The organism is Pseudoalteromonas sp. SMS1, from assembly GCF_021530565.1.
In the GTDB taxonomy this organism is placed as follows: Bacteria; Pseudomonadota; Gammaproteobacteria; order Enterobacterales; family Alteromonadaceae; genus Pseudoalteromonas.
This window is the reverse complement of sequence record NZ_JAKGBI010000019.1, coordinates 1-17,935: the sequence shown is the minus strand read 5'-3', so window position 1 is coordinate 17,935 and position 17,935 is coordinate 1. Positions and strand designations below refer to the sequence as shown.

At 42.9% G+C, this 17,935-nt stretch carries 14 protein-coding genes; 5 read left to right on the top strand and 9 right to left on the bottom strand.

All coding sequences use genetic code 11. The features are described from left to right. Window positions 1-38 precede the first annotated feature (38 nt). The 3 genes from L1286_RS18495 to L1286_RS18485 all read left to right on the top strand — a co-directional run bounded on the left by L1286_RS18495 (window position 39) and on the right by L1286_RS18485 (window position 4,941). Entirely contained in the window at window positions 39-1,910 is a 1,872-nt protein-coding gene (locus tag L1286_RS18495) for a DUF885 domain-containing protein (RefSeq protein WP_235408510.1), read from the top strand. Between the two features lie 115 nt (window positions 1,911-2,025). Next, window positions 2,026-3,924: an ammonium transporter gene (amt, locus tag L1286_RS18490; protein WP_235408509.1), complete on the top strand. Its 1,899-nt coding sequence runs from the start codon at window positions 2,026-2,028 to the stop codon at window positions 3,922-3,924. A gap of 93 nt (window positions 3,925-4,017) precedes the next feature. Then, complete coding sequence (locus L1286_RS18485) at window positions 4,018-4,941, top strand: MBL fold metallo-hydrolase (protein ID WP_235408508.1); 924 nt, start codon at window positions 4,018-4,020, stop codon at window positions 4,939-4,941. A 195-nt stretch (window positions 4,942-5,136) separates the two neighbouring features. Here the strand turns inward: L1286_RS18485 and L1286_RS18480 are convergent, their stop codons facing one another. Then, the gene (locus L1286_RS18480) at window positions 5,137-5,727 is read right to left on the bottom strand and encodes a LysE family translocator (protein ID WP_235408507.1); all 591 of its coding nucleotides are present in this window, start codon (window positions 5,725-5,727) and stop codon (window positions 5,137-5,139) included. 97 nt (window positions 5,728-5,824) lie between these two features. Here L1286_RS18480 and L1286_RS18475 point away from each other — a divergent pair, with 97 nt between their 5' ends. After that, window positions 5,825-6,277 carry an Lrp/AsnC family transcriptional regulator gene (locus tag L1286_RS18475; RefSeq protein ID WP_235408506.1) on the top strand — a complete coding sequence of 151 codons (453 nt, stop codon included), beginning with the start codon at window positions 5,825-5,827 and terminating at the stop codon, window positions 6,275-6,277. A 681-nt stretch (window positions 6,278-6,958) separates the two neighbouring features. On the opposite strand, the gene L1286_RS18470 is transcribed toward L1286_RS18475, so the two are convergent. From L1286_RS18470 to L1286_RS18435, 8 genes are all read right to left on the bottom strand, one after another. Beyond that, window positions 6,959-7,432, bottom strand: coding sequence for a peroxiredoxin (locus L1286_RS18470; protein WP_235408505.1), 474 nt, complete (start codon window positions 7,430-7,432; stop codon window positions 6,959-6,961). A 119-nt stretch (window positions 7,433-7,551) separates the two neighbouring features. Beyond that, window positions 7,552-9,222 carry an asparagine synthase B gene (gene asnB, locus L1286_RS18465; protein ID WP_235408504.1) on the bottom strand — a complete coding sequence of 557 codons (1,671 nt, stop codon included), beginning with the start codon at window positions 9,220-9,222 and terminating at the stop codon, window positions 7,552-7,554. Window positions 9,223-9,423: 201 nt separating this feature from the next. After that, window positions 9,424-10,086: a pyroglutamyl-peptidase I gene (gene pcp / locus L1286_RS18460; RefSeq protein WP_235408503.1), complete on the bottom strand. Its 663-nt coding sequence runs from the start codon at window positions 10,084-10,086 to the stop codon at window positions 9,424-9,426. After that, window positions 10,079-11,101 carry a DUF979 domain-containing protein gene (locus tag L1286_RS18455; protein WP_235408502.1) on the bottom strand — a complete coding sequence of 341 codons (1,023 nt, stop codon included), beginning with the start codon at window positions 11,099-11,101 and terminating at the stop codon, window positions 10,079-10,081. Before L1286_RS18455 ends, pcp begins: the two co-directional genes overlap by 8 nt. Beyond that, entirely contained in the window at window positions 11,098-11,841 is a 744-nt protein-coding gene (locus L1286_RS18450) for a DUF969 domain-containing protein (protein WP_235408501.1), read from the bottom strand. Before L1286_RS18450 ends, L1286_RS18455 begins: the two co-directional genes overlap by 4 nt. Then, window positions 11,834-12,757, bottom strand: a complete 924-nt coding sequence (locus L1286_RS18445; protein ID WP_235408500.1) for a biotin-dependent carboxyltransferase family protein — start codon at window positions 12,755-12,757, stop codon at window positions 11,834-11,836. Before L1286_RS18445 ends, L1286_RS18450 begins: the two co-directional genes overlap by 8 nt. Further along, a complete protein-coding gene (pxpB, locus tag L1286_RS18440; protein WP_235408499.1) occupies window positions 12,751-13,407 on the bottom strand; it encodes a 5-oxoprolinase subunit PxpB in 657 nt (218 codons plus the stop codon). The genes L1286_RS18445 and pxpB overlap by 7 nt, the downstream gene beginning before the upstream one ends. Window positions 13,408-13,577: 170 nt before the next feature. Next, window positions 13,578-15,092: a leucyl aminopeptidase gene (locus L1286_RS18435; RefSeq protein WP_235408498.1), complete on the bottom strand. Its 1,515-nt coding sequence runs from the start codon at window positions 15,090-15,092 to the stop codon at window positions 13,578-13,580. A 391-nt stretch (window positions 15,093-15,483) separates the two neighbouring features. On the opposite strand from L1286_RS18435, the gene msrA reads away from it, so the two are divergent. Then, window positions 15,484-16,692, top strand: coding sequence for a peptide-methionine (S)-S-oxide reductase MsrA (msrA, locus tag L1286_RS18430; protein WP_235408599.1), 1,209 nt, complete (start codon window positions 15,484-15,486; stop codon window positions 16,690-16,692). Window positions 16,693-17,935 lie beyond the last annotated feature (1,243 nt).

Here is a 17,935-nt window from a genome sequence, read left to right as displayed (position 1 = left end):
TCTTTACTGTATCTAAAAAAGAGTCAGGAGAACAATACATGTATAAATCGTTACTTGCGCTTTCAGTTGCAGCTGTCCTTGCCGGCTGTCAGGCAAATGTGTCACAAAACCATGCCAATCAGCAGGGAGCACAAGCAATGTCCGTAGGGATAAGCAGCGTAGAAAAAGAGACACAAAGAATCAACCAATGGTTTGCTGACAAATACGAACAACAGCTTCAAATGAGTCCAATGCGTATGACCATGTATGGCCGTAAGGACAAATACAGCGAAATTGATGATGTCACCATTCAAGGCGCCCGCCGTCAACTCGCTTGGCTTGCAGGGACTGTTGCAGAGCTTCGATCGCAATTTGACTACAGCAAGCTCGACGCTGAAGCGCAAATATCCTACGACTTGTGGATTTATGAATATGAGCAGCAGAAAAAGCAACTAGAGTTCATGAATAACAGTTACATCTTTACGCACATGTACGGTATTCAGTCTTGGGCGACCACATTCATGATGAACTTCCATAAAGTAGACACGCTGCAAGATATGGAAGACTACAACAAACGTTTAGTCGCAATATCAACCGCGCTAGATGAGCTACTATCGCAAACACAAGAGCGCGCCAAGTTAGGCGTTCGGCCTCCAAAGTTTGCTTATAAAGGCGTCATTGAGCAGTCCAAAGCGATGATCACGGGAGCGCCTTTTACACAGAGCGACAAAGATGCACCACTTTGGGCTGACGCAAAAGGTAAAGTGGCAGCACTGGTCGAAAACAACGTCATCGAGCAAGACGTAGCAGATCGCCTTCTTAAAAATACCAAACAAGCGCTGTTGAAACAGTACCAGCAAAGTTACTCACAAATCGTTGATTGGTTTGAGCATGACATGCGCAACTTCACACAAGATGATGGCTATGGGGTAGGGAGCCAACCCAATGGTAAAGCATTCTATAATTACCGCTTGGCCAACCAAACATCGACTGACTTAACCGCAGACGAAATTCATCAAATAGGTATTGCTGAAGTTGCTCGAATTAAAAAAGAGATGCTCAAGATTGTTGAGCAAGTTGAATTTGAGGGAGACCTTCAAGCGTTTTTTAAATTCTTCCGTACAGATGAGCAATTCTTCTATGAGAATAACGACGCTGGACGACAAGGGTATATTGATGACTCGATTGCGTACTTAGACAAGATTAATAAGAAGCTACCTGAGTATTTTGGCATTCTACCCAAATCCGAGCTGGTCGTTAAACGTGTTGAACCATTTAGAGAGCGCGCAGGCGCAGCGCAACATTATATGCCCGGCACTAAAGACGGCTCACGCCCTGGTGTGTATTACGCTCATTTAATCGATATGACGAGTATGCCTAAAAATAATATGGAGGCGATTGCGTATCATGAGGGTAATCCGGGGCATCATATGCAGTTGTCAATTGCGCAGGAGCTTGAAGGAATCCCTGAGTTTAGAACCAAAGCCATGTTTACCGCTTACTCTGAAGGCTGGGGTTTATATTCTGAATTATTGGCAAAAGAAATGGGCGCCTATCAAGATGTGTACAGTGATTTTGGCCGCCTAGTCAATGAAATGTGGCGCGCGGTTAGGCTTGTGGTTGATACCGGCCTTCATGCTAAAGGGTGGACAGAAGCACAAGCCATTGCGTATTTTAAGGAGAATACGCCTATTCAAGAAACGTCCATTCGCTCTGAAGTGCATCGCTACATGATCATGCCAGGTCAGGCAACGTCATATAAAATCGGTATGAATAAAATTTTAGAAATGCGAGAAAAAGCCAAGCAAGCCCTTGGTAATAAATTTGATATTAGAGGCTTCCATGACACGATTTTAGGTGGGGGAGGAATGCCATTGTCAATCCTTGAAAAGCGCGTGAATAATTGGGTGGAGACACAACAGAACAAATAGCTTTAAATACCCAAACCTTGCAACCAAAGTATATAAATTTGGCTGCAAGTGGAGAAATGAGAGGAGCTTAGCTAAGCTCCTTGTATACTCCTTAAAATCACAGGTTGGGGTGTCATTGCAAAACATTGAGATCGACCCGCAAACAATCTCCATTACATGGACGCTATTGTGTACGGCCCTTGTGCTCTTAATGCAGCCAGGATTCACTTGCTTAGAAAGCGGTTTAGTGCGCAACAAAAACAACATCAATGTGGCCTTAAAAAACGTTGCCGATTTTTGTATCAGCGGCGTGTGCTTTTGGCTCATTGGTTACGGGCTCATGTATGGCGCCAGCGCAAATGGCTATTTCGGTACGAGTCAATTTGCTTTGGATAGTTTTAATGACCCCTCAGTTTTGGCTTACTTTTTGTTTCAAATGATGTTTTGTGGCACTGCGGCAACAATTTTATCGGGTGCAGTTGCCGAAAGGATGCGTTTTTCTGGCTACATTATTTGCTCCTTTCTCACTGCCACCGTTTTGTTTCCCGTGGTTGGGCATTGGATTTGGCATGGCAAACACTTTGAACAATTTCCCCAAGGATGGTTATTAGAGCTGGGGTTTATTGATTATGCAGGTGCAACCGTTGTTCATTCTGTCGGTGGTTGGATAGCCCTAATTGCATTAATCATTGTGGGTCCAAGGCTTGGTAGGTTCACTCGTGAAGGGGAGCCAAAAGAAATGTTCTGTCAAAACCTTCCGTTGTCAGCATTGGGGACTTTCTTGTTATTTATCGGGTGGTTTGGCTTTAATGGGGGCAGTGTCCATACACCGAGTACAGAGCTGGCGAGAGTGTTTTCAAATACGGCACTCTCAGCGTGTGCGGGAGGCGTGAGTGCGCTGTTGTTGTCGTGGAATTTACATTCCATGCAGGGGATCCGCTACGTACTGAATGGTTTGTTGGCAGGGCTCGTGGCCATATCTGCGAGCGCGGACTTAGTCAACCTTCCGTCGGCCATCGTGATCGGCGCGATTTCAGGTTGTATCAGTGTGTTGTTGGCTGATCTGCTTGAAAAACTCAACATAGACGATGTCGTTAGTGCAGTACCAGTCCATTTGGGAGGGGGGATTTGGGGAACGATTTCTGTGGCGTTGTTTGTCCCCTTAGATAAGTTACAACTTGATTCGCATACAGAGCAGCTTATTGTTCAACTAACAGGGGTATTTGCCTGTGCGATTTGGGTGTGCACGATTGGCTTTGGTTTTTTATGGCTTGTAAATCAGGTCCACCCATTGCGCGTTTCTGCGCAAACTGAAACCATCGGTTTGAACTTTGGCGAGCATGGCATGAAAGACGAGCTCATTGATCTTATGGAGCAATTCGACAAAATTGCAAACAGCGAAAACAGTTTAAAACACCTTAATGTAGAACACGGCTCAAATAACGCCTCTCTATGTATGACTTATAACTATCTCCTAGATCATACGAGTAAGCACTTTAAAGCACGAGAAGACGAGTTATTGCGACTGGCGAGCCTAGATCCCCTCACCGGGATTGCAAATAGACGTGTGTACGAGCAAGTTTTAGCAGAAACTTTTGAGTTGGCGCAAAAGCAAAAGTCTAGTTTTTGTCTACTGATCATTGATGTAGATAACTTTAAACAATACAACGATCACTATGGTCACCAGTTAGGTGATTACTGTTTACAAAACGTTTGCCAAGCGCTCTCGGGTAAATTGAGAGTGAAAAAAGGATTGTTAGCACGTATTGGCGGTGAAGAGTTCGCCATTATTTTACCAAGTACGAACCAAAAAACAGCGACCAGTATAGCTCAGGATATTCGAACTGCTGTCAGAGCGCTCGAAATACCACACAGTGGCGGCAGGGATGAATTTGTGACTGTAAGCATTGGGGGAGCAACTTGGGCACCGCACCAAGAGGTCAACCCTCAGCAATTGTTTGATGATGCTGATATGGCACTATTTCGTGCCAAAGCGGCCGGAAGAAACCAAGTCATCTTTGCTGGGGAGGAATAAGTTAACCGAACTTACTGAATAGGATACAAAATGAAAATAAAAATAAAAGTGCTCTTTACCTGCCTACTCATATCTGGGTGTAGTAGCACAAGTATGTCAAAATCAGAACTGCTTGAGCGGCCAACGTTTAAATTACATCAACCGACATCTTTGTCATTAGGTGCAGTACCTTGGCATCATGGCACTGAAGATTGCGCTCAAGATAATCAGCCAGTTTTAGATGTTTTTCACTACGATACAGGCTCCACCATTGTTCGACAGAACAAATGCCTTACATTTGAGGCCCCATTTAGTTATGTATTAGTAGGCAGTGAGAAAGTGCTGCTAATCGATACTGGTGCGTTGTCTGATGAAAGTGGTTTTTCTTTTGCTGAAACGACAAAAAAAATTATGAAGCACAGCGGCTTTGAAGATAAAGAAGTCATAGTGATCCACTCGCATAGTCATCGCGATCATCATCAAGGCGACTCCGGTTTTCTGGGGTTGAACAACACCCAAGTGATCGCACCAAAACTAGAACAGGTAATCGAGTTTTTAGGGGTGAAAGACTGGCCGCATGGACAAGTTACTTTGGACTTGGGCGACAGAAAAGTTACGTTAATACCGACACCCGGGCATCAGGAAGAGGCCATCACGATTTATGACCACAATAATAAATGGCTCATTACAGGTGATACATTATACCCAGGTTTGATTTACGTAAAAGATTGGCAAGCATACCGGCAAAGCATTAATAAGCTGACTGAATTTGTCAAACAAAATGAGGTTAAGGTGATCTTAGGTGGCCATATCGAAATGTCGCAAGAACCTGGAAAATATTATCCCATAGGTAGCACTTATCAGCCTAACGAAACGGCGCTCCCCCTATCAGTGCAGGACTTAATCGCATTAAATGCAAAGCTTCAGCAAAGTGAAGAGGCGCAGAAAATGGTATTCAATTCATTTGTTGTGCAGCCGATGAGTACGTTGCAAAAGTCGATAAGCAATATATTCAGGTGGGCATCTAACGCATTTTGAGCATACCTATGGAAAAGGCAGGTGACTAATCAAAGATGGCTGAAGAAATTGCCATGACCTCAGTGTATCGCCTTTGAAGCGTGGTCAGGATAGTTTGTTACAAGCGGTTAGCTATTTGGAATTCACTGGGGTAGTCAACGGGGCAGTTTAGAGGCGCTCAATGGTGAGCGTTCTCTACGATAAGCACTGGCCGTTTCAAAATATTGTGGGTAGTACAGAAACAACCAGTAATAGTGCCAGGAAATAATTTAAATACTGCACGCTTTTTTCATCCTCAAGTAGCTCAGAGAGCTTATCGCCGGCCAATAACCAAGATAAAATACAAGGTAGATTAATTGCCGCAAAAATGGCGGCAATTAATATTGTCGACTTCATACTGGTGGAAGGCGCATATACTGCAATCGCAGATAATGCCATGGACCAAGCCTTGGGGTTGACCCATTGAAACAGTGCGGCCTGAGTAAAAGTCATGGGAGCTTTATGAGGCTGCTGAGTTTGGATGGTGGATGAACGCGCCACTTTATAGGCGAGATATAACAGATAAACAGTACTTATCCACTTTAGCCATGTATATAGATTAGGTGAGCTTGCAAACAGTTCACCAATACCCAAACCGATTGCCAAGATCATGGCCATAAACCCAATATTGATGCCAAATAACAGGGAGAGGCTCCGTTTGGTGCCATAAGCAATACCTGAGCTCAACAAGATTAAATTATTTGGCCCCGGTGAAATGGAAGATACAAATGCAAATAGTGCGAAAGCAGATAGCAATTCGATAGTCATTGTTTATACTCTTTGGATATTGTTAGAGCAATTTTATTTGTGTTTGGGCACAATTGTTCAGCGTATTAACTGGTAAATTGAACCAATAAAACAATAAATGGTGGCTATGGATAGATATAACGAAATTATATTGCAAGCACTTTTGGCGGATGGTCGCATTTCGAACGTAGAGCTTGCAGAAAAGATAGGGCTCTCTCCCTCGGCGTGCTTGCGTCGAGTACAAGAGTTGGAATCCAAGGGGCTTATCAAGGGTTATCGGGCTGTCTTAGATAGCGCCTTATTAGGCGTTGAGTTTATTGCCTATGTCGGTGTTGGATTAAGAGATCATTCAATGGCATCACAAAGTGCATTTGAAGCAGCAATTGAACGTTCATTAGAGGTGAAAGAGTGCCACAACGTCACAGGCACCTTTGAATACTTATTAAGGGTGGAAACGCGCAATTTACAAGCGTACAAAGCGTTTCATGCAGATGTGCTCGGGGCAATCCCCCAAGTAAGCAACATTACGACTCATGTTGTTATGGAGTCAACTAAAGATGAACGAGCGTAAATGTGCATCTAGTTTACCTGATGGCGAAGACAAACTAAGTTAAGTAAAGTGAATCATTGTGCACTTCCTTTGTTTATTTGATACAGCGCATGTCGGAAGTGCCAGTGGGCGTCAGTATGGTTTAATCCATGCCGAATAAGCCTGTTAATCTACAAGGCCATTGCTCGTCTTGGCCACAGGAATATGCGTCAAAAGGTAAAAGGCAAAGTGAAATACTGAAATACCTAAGTTTAATACTTCCATTTATATCCAACGTGAGCGTTACTTGTTCAAGTCGTCGTCAAAGCGATGAGCTTGACGCATTTATGTTATGGATAAAGTCGCAGAAACTTATGACGTGACGGATATTATACGCTGAAAGTTGGAAATGGGATGGCGGCATACGCTCGAATGTCAATTTTTGACGAAATGGACGACAGTGTGTTTTCTACTGACGTACACATTATTAAAGACCCAGCACAAGGAGTCTAATTCAGAGGGGAAGCGCACTTACGGTTTCATGTTCGGGCTGCGTGGTTGGATAAATTACGAGTGACAGTTACCTATCATTTACCTAAAAGTAAAAGCAGGCCGATTGCGATGTGTGTTCCTACGAGGTTTTATGAAATTGGTCACTTAAATGAGGTCAACACGAAAGAATGAAACAGCCACTTAATCACGTAAAGTGGCTGTTGTTTGGGCTTATAGAAGCGTTAAAATAACCTCAGCTTTACTTACTTCAAAAGATTTTGGCGCTTCTAAGTTCAGGTGCGTAACAACGCCATTTTCTACAATCATTGCATAGCGCTGTGATCGTACACCACCAAATCCCTCAGTGTTCATATCTAAGCCAAGTGCTTTTGTGAAGTTTGCATCACCATCGCCCAACATTCTAATTTCTTCTGCATTGTGTGCCTCGCCCCAAAACTTCATGACGAATGCATCGTTTACAGATACACAGAAAATTTCATCGACACCTTTCGCTTTGATTTTGTCGGCCAACGTGACAAAGCCCGGCAAGTGTGACGCTGAGCAAGTTGGCGTAAAGGCGCCAGGAACCGCGAATACAACAACCTTTTTATTCGTAAATAGGGTGTCGGTTGAAAGTGTTTGCATGCCTTCTGCTGTTAATTCAGATAAGGTCGACGCAGGAATTTTTTGGCCTTGTTCAATCATATGTTTTTCTCTTCATATTGGATTTACGTCAGTTTATTACTTTACGAAGGATATAAACACCGACAATAAACAGGGTTATAAAAATGCGTGCCTGCAACCGATAAGTTGCAGGCCAAATCTTAGTCGTTGTGATACGCATCGTTGTGGACATTCGCTGCACGCCCTGAAGGGTCAGCATTTTCAGTAAAGCTCTTATCCCAAGCTAATGCTTCAGGCGTGGAGCACGCGACAGATTTACCGTGGGGGACACATTTAGCTGCCGCTTCTCCTGGAAAGTGTTCTTCAAATATCGTGCGATAAAAAAACGCTTCTTTACTATCTGGCGTGTTAATAGGGAATCGATAATGTGCATTCGCTAAGTCTTGATCAGAGACGTGTGCCTCCGCATATTCACGTAATGAGTCTATCCATGAATAGCCAACGCCATCAGAAAACTGCTCTTTTTGTCGCCATAACACATCATCCGGTAAATAACCGTCAAACGCCTCTCGGATAATGTGTTTTTCGATACGGCCATCTTTACACATTTTATATTCGGGGTTGGTACGCATCGCAACATCAACAAACTCTTTGTCTAAGAATGGGACACGTGCTTCAACGCCCCAAGCGGCCATGGACTTATTCGCTCTTAAACAATCAAACATATGCAACTTAGCGACTTTTCGGTTCAGTTCTTCATGAAATTCTTGGCTGTTGGGCGCTTTATGGAAGTATAAGTAACCGCCAAATAGTTCATCAGCGCCTTCACCAGATAACACCATTTTAATACCCATTGCTTTGATGTAGCGGGCCATCAAGTACATTGGGGTGGACGCGCGAATGGTTGTGACATCATAAGTTTCTAAATGATAAACAACCTCTTTCAGGGCGTCGATACCTTGCTGTACCGTAAAGTGAATAGGGTGGTGTACGGTGCCAATCCGGTCTGCTACCTTTTGTGCTGCGGCAAGATCCGGGGAGCCTTCTAACCCGATGGAGAATGAGTGAAGTTTAGGCCACCAAGCGTCACTGGCGTCATTGTCTTCAATTCGTTTAGCTGCATACTGCTGCGTAATAGCTGAGATAACAGAGGAGTCTAGCCCACCTGAAAGCAAGACACCGTAGGGCACATCACACATTAGCTGGCGCTTAACCGCAGACTCTAAACCTTCTTTTACCGCTTGCGCACTGGCTAGGTTGTCCTTCACAGAATCAAATTTCTGCCAGTCTCTTTGGTAGTATTTATGGTAGGTTCCTTCTTTTGAATACAAGTAATGTCCTGGCGGGAACTCTTCAATTTGAGTGCATATGGGGGTCAATGCCTTCATTTCACTGGCGACATAAAAATTACCGTGTTGATCTCTGCCGGTATAAAGCGGAATAATACCGATATGATCTCGACCGATTAGGTAAGCATCGTTTTCTTCGTCATAGAGGCAAAACGCGAAAATACCATTTAAATCATCTAAAAACTCGGGGCCTTTTTGCTTATAAAGCGCTAAAATAATTTCGCAATCGGACTGTGTTTGAAACTCAAATGGAACAGACAGCGTCTGTGCTAAGGCTTTGTGGTTGTATATCTCACCATTAACCGCAAGTACGTGAGTTTTTTCGGGGTTATATAAAGGTTGTGCACCGCTTGCAACCCCGACGATAGCGAGCCTTTCGTGCACTAATATCGCTTTTTCACTTGAATAAACGCCGGACCAGTCAGGCCCTCTATGCCTTAACTTTTTTGACATTTCAATTGCTTGCGCTCTTAGCTTGTCAGGTGAACTTTTAATTTCTAAAACACCAAATATTGAACACATATTACCCTCATTCCTGTTTATGCATGATGATGCATCTTGTCGATATCAATTGACGCAGCAGTCTAGTTGTAGTGATTTTTTTACTGGTTAAAGATATAACTATCAGAAAATGCTGTCTAAGTCACATGCAAAATAGTGAGGATAACGGGGGAATATTTAGGTCATTTTGGTGCGCGATTGCACCAAAATGGAACAGAAAGATCAGTGTGTTGTGCCTGCTGCTATCTCGAGATCTTGATCGTGTCTTAAAGCTGAAGATATCATGGCTTTAAGGGCTGAAATGACGGTTGATTGGGCCATGCTTGGCGCACCGTTGTGGTGCACAGCCTGACTCGGTAAGTAAGGGATATGAACAAACCCCCCCTTTAAATTTGGCTTATGGCTTTCAATGTAATGACACAGACCATACATCACATGGTTACATACGTAGGTGCCTGCGGTATTTGAAATACTTGCAGGAATATGCGCCTCATGTAAATCCCATAACATATGCTTGATAGGCAGTTTAGCAAATATCGCAGCGGGTCCACCCTTAACCACAGGCGTATCGATTGGCTGGTGGCCTGCGTTATCTTGAATACGCGCATCATTGATGTTAATCGCGATACGTTCAATGCTGATATCGCTGCGCCCCCCAGCTTGCCCAATACACAATACCAAATCAGGTTCATGTAAAGCGATGTTGTTATATAGTGATTCTAGCGAGGTATCAAACTCACAAGGAAGTTCTCTAGTAACGACAACGTGACCTTCGATAATCAACCCTTCTAACTGCTGTACTGCTTGCCATGAAGGATTCACTTTTTCTCCGCCAAACGGCTCGAAGCCAGTGATCAAAACCGTTGGGTGGTTAGCATTAGTCATTGAAGATCACTCCATACATAAGGAAAATGTTGATAATTAACAGTGCAATTGCGGTTGGTATTTGAACTTTAATTACTTGATATTTGTCTTTTAAATCTAGTAGCGCCGCTGGCACAATATTAAAGTTAGCTGCCATCGGTGTCATCAAAGTGCCGCAATAGCCCGAATACATGCCGATAGCGACCAAAGGTGCTGGGCTGGCACCGTGCCCCTGAATCAAAAATGGGACTGCGATACCTGCGGTCATTACGGGAAAGGCAGCAAACGCATTTCCCATAATCATAGTGAACAGCGCCATTCCGACACAGTATAAAACCACGAGCATGAAGCGATTATCTGGAGAGATAAATAAAGTCACGATGTCTTGAATGGCGGTGCCTGTATTTGCCACGATAAATACGCCACCTAACATTGCAAGCATTTGCGGTAAAATAGCGGCCCAGCCAATTGAATCAACTAAACGTCTAGATTCACTCAATGCCATAAATGGGCTACCTGTCGTAAATTTCCATGCAACCAATAAAGCGCCGCCGCACGCAAGGGTTAAGGAAGCGAGCGTTAAATGGTTTTGATCCAGCAAGAAAACGCCACCTAAATTCAGGCCACCTAAAAATAACGTGCAAATAACGGTAATGATGGGAATTAACACGGCTGGGATAAAGAGTTTATTCCCAATGTTTTGGGCATGTCGTTCAAGCTCTTCTTCACTTGGTGTGTTGTACGTACCCATAGAAACTAAACCTAAACCAGCAAGCGCGGCAATGGCTAATACACTCAGACCCACCCATTGGTATGTCACCGTTTCTCCGACCAGTGCAATTGATAAGTCACCAAACAAAAAGACGTTGCCAAACAACATCCAAAATAAGGCGGTGGTCAATCGTTTTGGGTGGTTTTTATCTTGTAATGTTTTGACCACTAAAAACAAAACAACAAATCCAATCAACAAGTAAATATTGTCAATGGATAGTAGGGCAGGCTGAGCCTGTTGTGCTCCCGTATTGACTGCGCTCATGCTGTTTCCTCATTGTCCATTGATTTATTGTTATAATCTGAAGGTGCATTTTTAAGCTCAGCAATTTTATTGCGAATTTTAGCTTCTAAACGAGCCAATCTAAACAGATGAACAATCAGTGCGGCAATGGCAGTAGGGATCGCCCATAAACCAATGTGCAGTGGCTCAATACCCGCGATGCCATTTTCTTTTAGGAAAGCATCCATTAAGAGTACGGCACCAAACGCAATAAATATGTCTTCGCCAAAGAAGACTGCAATATTGTCACATGCTGCGGCGTGTGCACTGATCATATCTTTAATCTCTTTAGGTAACTCACCGTGCACGTTAGCTGCGGCACCAAGGGCCATGGGTGCCAACAGTGGTCTAACCGTTTGGGCTTGACCTGCAAGGCTGAGTAAGCCCAGTGCAGCAGATGTTTCGCGTACAACGAAGTAAACACTCAAGATTCGTGCGGTCGTTGCGCCTTTGATATTTGCTATCCAATTTTTCGCTCTATTTTGTAAGCCATATCGCTCTAAAATAGCAATGACCGGTAATATCAATAGAAAACTAGCAAGCTGCCTTGAATTCATGAACTTTTCACCGAATGTAGCGAGCAATTCGGCAAAGTTTAAGTCGACAGCCCAACCAGTAATGAGACCAGCTGCGGTGACGACGAGCAGTGGGTTGAAGCGAAAGGCAAAACCTAGCACTACCACCAATATCCCGATTAAGGGTAATAAATTAATTTCACTCATTGTATTTCTTATCGTTGTTGTTTAAGGCAATTTTGAGCTGCGCCAGATGCTTAGCGTGCAGCTCAGAAGCAACTCTGGCTTCTTCTCTTGTCACCAATTCAAATGAACAAGCGTGCCCAGCGGCTAATTGACTTACATGTCGTAAGTCTGCATCAATGACTTGTGCAATAATTGGATATCCGCCAGTTGTTTGACAATCATTTCCCAGAATAATGGGTTTTCCACTTGGGGGCAATTGTATAACGCCGGGCATAACTGCTTGGCTTGGTATACTGTGTGAATGGCACAAGTTTTTATCACTTTCTAAACGAATGCCCATTCGGTTACTTTGCGGCAGAACTTGCCAAGTTTGACTGAATAAACCCGCAGACAATGCACTATGCGGTCCAGCCAATACACGCAGTGTTTGACTGTATCGCGGGAGCGCGGCGCCAACACTGGGTAAAGGTGGGTGGGGAGTGTAGTTCAACGTGTCGCCATCTTTCAGCGGGAGACCTGCCATACCGCCAAAGCGCGCTTGAATGTCGGTTGAGTGGGAATTCAGTACAGCCTCCAAGTGATATCCACCTTGTACGGCTAGATAAGCTCTCAGTCCATCCTTGCTCGAACTAAAAGTCAGTTTATCGCCAGCACTGGCTGAGTATCGCCAATTTAACTCGAGTGGTTGTCCATTTAACTTAGCGCCTAAATTGGCGCCCGTGATGGCAAAGTTCGTCTCGGCTAAAAACGCAAATTGGCAAAGCCCAACCGTGATTTCGATAACCGCAGAATCTGCTTTATTGTGCAGCAAAGTATTGGCATATTGCATTGCAAGCGGATCTAATACACCGGCTTGTGACACACCTAAATGTCTATAGCCCAAACGGCCGAAATCTTGCACGCAAGCTTGGATCCCGCCCTTGAGTGTTTTTAACATATGCTCTCCTTGCTCGGTATAAACTTCACGATATCTCCTGGTTGAAAAATACTCGGCGTGTCCAAATGATGGTCAAATAAAACGGTGTCAGTGAATCCTATTAGTCGCCAGCCCCCGGGTGATTCACTCGGGTAAATAGCAGTGAGATCTTCTGCGATGGCAACTGAACCCTTGGGGACATGTGTTCTGGGTGATTCTAGTCTCGGTAACTGAATTTGTTTATCCAAATCACCCAAATAAGCGAAGCCAGGTAAAAACCCTAAAAACTTAACTTGATAGGATTGAGAGGAGTGGAGCTCCACAACTTGTGATTGAGAGAGATCTAGAAGCCTTGCAACGTCGACTAAATCTGGACCATATGTCCCACCGTAATGAGTTACAATTTCGTGTGTTGTTGGTTGGTACTCTTCTGGCTCAATGTTGTCCCAAGCAGCTTGCATTTGCTGTAACCAGAAATCAGGGTCTTGAGAGTGCATTAAGTAACCAGTAATAGTCGTTTTTGCAGGCACTATGTCGATGAACACCTTTTGTTCTCGCATCCAAGTATGCATAGCAAACAACTTGTTTTGTTGTTGCTGTGTTAGGGCTGATTGGGCAATTTCAATAACGAGTGCACGCTCGCCCAATATATAGGTCTTGTTGTTTGTCATTCAATTGTCTTTACAGTGGTTGGAACACGACTTTATTATTATATTTAGGTTGTCATTACATTTTTCTTGCGTGTTCAATATACATTTTTGGAAGAAGTGTGACCATACGATAAAAGGGTATTGCACATACAAAAAGGCCATGCGCTTGGCATGGCCTTTTTCGATGAGGATTAGTTGCCGTTTAACAACCACTCACTCAGGATTCTTACACCGTAGCCTGTTCCACCGGCTGGCACTTCGTCTTTGGTCTTTTTAGAGATCGCGTTACCCGCGATATCGATGTGAACCCAACGCGTATCACCAACGAATTGCTGCAAGAAGGTTGCTGCTGTTGTCGCACCTGGACCATATGAACCAATGTTGGTTAAATCAGCAATGTCTGATTTTAAGGCGTCTTTGTAACCAAGCGGCAGGCGCCATACTTGTTCATTAACGGTTTTACCAGCTAAAGTGAATTCTTTGACTAGCTGATCATCTTCAGAGAAGATAGCTGAGTAATTGTTGCCAACTGCTCTGATTTTTGACCCTGTAAGCGTTGCCAAATCTACCATGATTTCAGGTTTGTAGAATTGACGAGCATACCAAAGTGCGTCGCTTAAAATTAGTCGACCTTCAGCATCAGTATTTAGTACTTCGACACTGAGCCCTTCTGCTGTGCGCAATACGTCACCTGGTGCGAAAGAATTTTCTGATACCATATTTGCAGCCATCGGCATCACAGCAACTACATTGACATCTGCTTTTGCTTTTGCCATTGCTTGCACGGTTCCTAGTACAGCTGCTGCACCGGCCATATCTACCTTCATTAGCGCGATAGATTTACCCGTTTTCACATTGTAACCACCCGAGTCAAAAGTAATCCCTTTACCCACAAGCGCGATAGGTGTGTCGTTGTTACCTTTGTAGTGTGCGATAACCAGTCTTGAGCCTTGTGCGCTACCGCGTCCAACCGCTTCAAGTGCGCCCATGCCAAGCTCTTTGATTTCAGCAGGTTCTAATACTTTGACCTCAACACCGTACTGTTCAAGTTGTTTTGCCGCTTTTGCAAAATCAACGGGTGTCATTTCAGATGCAATTTCAGACGTTAAGTCACGCGCTAAAAAGACGCCTGATTGAATGTGCTCAAGCGTTAGGTATTCTTTCGCCGCTTTACGCTTGCTGTCTACGTCGATGCTGTAACTAATGTTAAAGTTATTTGGCTCTTTTTTGTAAACTTCAAAGGTATGGTCGCGTAAGTTGATACCATGCGCCAATTGTGCTGCTAACTCTGAGTTATTTACCTCACCTTCAAAGTTTTCAAATGCAATGGCAACGGAGTCTGACTTTTTATTTTCTAGTTTGGCGTGCAAATTGCCGCCTAGTTTCGTCATTTTGCTTGCATTTAGCTCGTCTTCTTTACCAAGGCCAACAACCAAGATACGCGCATAATCAGATGACACTGGCGCTATTACTTCCACAGTCTTACCAAATTTGCCTTTAAACTGTTCGGCGTCTATCGCTTTAGTTAGTTGTGCTCTGGTTGCTTTGTCCAAAAACTTAAATGCAGGCTTTTGATCTTCAGCCTTAAAAACAACCAATGACTTAGCATCTTGTAGTGTTGATGTAAATTGAATATCTGCAGCTTGTACAGACAATGAGGCACCTAACGCAACGGCAAGCGTTGAAAGACGAGAAATAATAGACATTATAAAAAAATCCTCTGGATATTGAGTGACAACGTTTTACCTTATTTTCAATAGCATATTAATTGAATGTCGTTGAACTGCTCGGAATCTAGGGTGAGTTGCACTTGCAACGACATCTCGTGAGCTATGTGTTGATTGTAGCAATCAATTGTATTTGTTGTTGGAAGATGAGAACCAACGATTAAAAAGCATAAGCGCATTGAACACTTTGCGTGCTGAAATTTGAGTTATTAGAGTTTGTATCCAAAAATGCAGAGTGAATTGAAATGGATTTTATTTCAGTACGGTCTGATTAGTCAGATAAACAAAATTAAGGAGCATATGTGTGAAGAGTAATCTGATAGTTGCTTTTTTACTAGGCGGTTTCACCTTTAGTACTTTTGGCACTGAGATGCCAAAACCCAAAATGGACAATGCAAGCGTTAACGTTAAGAGCATTGTGTTGGGGTCTGGATGTTTTTGGGGGCCCGAAAAACGCTATGAAGCAATGACAGGGGTAATTGATGCCGAGTCAGGCTATGCGGATGGTAAAGGCTTCAAAGCAACTTACAAAAATATCATTAGTTCGCACAGGCGTTTTGACAATAATAATTATGCTGAGGTTGTAAAAGTCACGTACAACGCGAATCTTCTCTCGACAGAAAGCTTACTTAAGACGTACTTTGAGAGCCACGACCCGACCCAAAAAAACCGTCAAGGTAACGATGTAGGAACACAGTACAGATCGGTTATTTTGTTCGAAACAGACGAGCAAAAAGAAACGGCGTTTTCACTCAAGTCAGAATATCAATTGCTGTTACAAAAAAACGGATATGGTGATATTCAGACCAAAATTAAACCACTCAAAACGTTTTACCCCGCAGAGGAGTACCATCAAAACTATTTGGCGAAAAACCCGAATGGTTATTGTCCAGATCACAGCACAGGCGTGACATTCGACAAGGTGAATACCGATAAAGTTGTTGACAATAAAGCGTTGTTAAAAGGCAAACACATCGTTGTTTTAGACTCTAGAAGCTATTGTCCATACTGTGAAAAATTTAAAGCAAAAGTTGTCAACGACTATCAGGGAACGATCCCTTTGCATTACCGTTATGCAGACCAACTAACAGGGTTAGAAATTATGTCTGCTACGTGGGCAACGCCGACCATCATTTTAATTGAAAATGGGAAAGAGGTGTCTGGATTTCAGGGATATATGGATAGAGAGACGTTCTATAAAGTGTTAGGTGCTTTTAAGTTAGGTGAATCAGAGGCATTCGACATCGCTTTTCAAAAGGGCACAGAAAGGCCATTTTGTAAGCAATATGACATCTTTAAAAATACACCCGATGGCGTGTTTGTCGACAAGTTAAGTGGAGCGCCTTTATTCGACACAAAAGACAGATTTAATTCAGGTACAGGTTGGTTATCTTTTAAATACCCAGTCAAAGACAGTGTGACGTATCACCAAGATCTGAGTCATGGTATGACAAGAACAGAGATACGCTCAAAATCTTCGGGTATCCATTTAGGACATGTGTTTAAAAAAGAAGGACCAAATGGCACTGATAGATACTGTATCAATGCGACAGTACTCGATTTCAAAAAACGTGGTTAACACGTTTGCCTAAAAAATGAGGCGCAGTGAGTGCACTGCGCCTTTTTGTAAGATCAATGTGAGCAATTAAAACAAATAACCGTTTTTTTCGCCAAACCATCAGTCAATAAATTATATAGGCTCACCAAACGAATATTAAGGCGTGATCAATTATCGCCTTTAATCAAACGGACATGCGTTCATATTTCCTGATGTTAATAATACGAAATGCACTTTACCGACCTCGATAAACGGGTGTGTTGCACAAACTTTAGTGGCTATCTGATTGCGTTTCCTATTGTTTTTGTTACTATTCCTATGCTCTTGAAGTGCGCAGATTGCATGTATATTGGCGTTATTGATTTGGATTAGGAAAGGCGGTTTGTTAGATTTGTTTGAATTTTTTAGGAGTACATTTTTTTATGCAAATTGCGTATTTATATTTCTCCTGTTTTTATTTTTACCTTATTTTTTCTTAAAATGGTACAAACAATCTTCGGTTATTCCTAATGCGAATAAAGAAACAGCCAGATATCAAGAACAAATGTGTTGGTGTATTGTTGTGTTTCTCGTTTTAATAAATTGGGTTGTTAGCCTCCTTGTTGATCGATTTATACTGTCATTAGACCTACATTACCTTGAAAGAAGAAGGCTGTTTTATATTGTAAAAATGAGTGTTTCAATGTTAGTTGCAACTTCTCTTTTTGCATTACACAAACTTAGTCGAATAAAAATCTGCTTCACGTCTAAAATATTAGCTTATTTCATGCTCAGCAATCTCACGATTTGTTTTGCCCAATTTGTCCTCAGAGGCTACGAGATAACTGAAAAGTTCAGCATCGTGTATTTTTTTATCGCAATGTTTACACAAACACTTGTGCACTTTTATTACATTTGTTTCCCTTTTAAAAAATTCCTGTCCAAAGAAGTCAAGGTGCCAATTTAGTGTCAAATTGACGACATTTGCTGGCACCTGTGTTCTGTTTACCTCATTTAAGGAGTGCTAACGCGATGATTACGTTAGGGGGAGCGCATGTTGATGGCTGATTGAGTCGGGTCCTTTAGTCTGTTTTTTGTTCACTTAAATTTTTTATTCGATAATTTATTAAACTTTTTTGTCAAAACGTGGAAGAGGTTATGGATTAGAGAGAGATAAAAGGTTTTGTGAATGAGTATTGTGTTTTCCTCAGAGGGACTCGGACTATTTAACAGCACGTTAGCAGGCGGAACTGGCAAACAAATTGGCCAGTCTAACGAATCGGTG

Excerpts from the sequence above, each read along its gene's own strand:
- L1286_RS18445 (WP_235408500.1), bottom strand. The coding sequence starts at position 12,757 with ATGTTAAAAACACTCAAGGGCGGGATCCAAGCTTGCGTGCAAGATTTC.
- L1286_RS18480 (WP_235408507.1), bottom strand. The coding sequence starts at position 5,727 with ATGACTATCGAATTGCTATCTGCTTTCGCACTATTTGCATTTGTATCT.
- L1286_RS18495 (WP_235408510.1), top strand. The coding sequence starts at position 39 with ATGTATAAATCGTTACTTGCGCTTTCAGTTGCAGCTGTCCTTGCCGGC.
- L1286_RS18450 (WP_235408501.1), bottom strand. The coding sequence starts at position 11,841 with ATGAGTGAAATTAATTTATTACCCTTAATCGGGATATTGGTGGTAGTG.
- L1286_RS18475 (WP_235408506.1), top strand. The coding sequence starts at position 5,825 with ATGGTGGCTATGGATAGATATAACGAAATTATATTGCAAGCACTTTTG.
- L1286_RS18435 (WP_235408498.1), bottom strand. The coding sequence starts at position 15,092 with ATGTCTATTATTTCTCGTCTTTCAACGCTTGCCGTTGCGTTAGGTGCC.
- pcp (WP_235408503.1), bottom strand. The coding sequence starts at position 10,086 with ATGACTAATGCTAACCACCCAACGGTTTTGATCACTGGCTTCGAGCCG.
- L1286_RS18455 (WP_235408502.1), bottom strand. The coding sequence starts at position 11,101 with ATGAGCGCAGTCAATACGGGAGCACAACAGGCTCAGCCTGCCCTACTA.
- msrA (WP_235408599.1), top strand. The coding sequence starts at position 15,484 with ATGCCAAAACCCAAAATGGACAATGCAAGCGTTAACGTTAAGAGCATT.
- pxpB (WP_235408499.1), bottom strand. The coding sequence starts at position 13,407 with ATGACAAACAACAAGACCTATATATTGGGCGAGCGTGCACTCGTTATT.
- L1286_RS18485 (WP_235408508.1), top strand. The coding sequence starts at position 4,018 with ATGTCAAAATCAGAACTGCTTGAGCGGCCAACGTTTAAATTACATCAA.
- asnB (WP_235408504.1), bottom strand. The coding sequence starts at position 9,222 with ATGTGTTCAATATTTGGTGTTTTAGAAATTAAAAGTTCACCTGACAAG.
- L1286_RS18470 (WP_235408505.1), bottom strand. The coding sequence starts at position 7,432 with ATGATTGAACAAGGCCAAAAAATTCCTGCGTCGACCTTATCTGAATTA.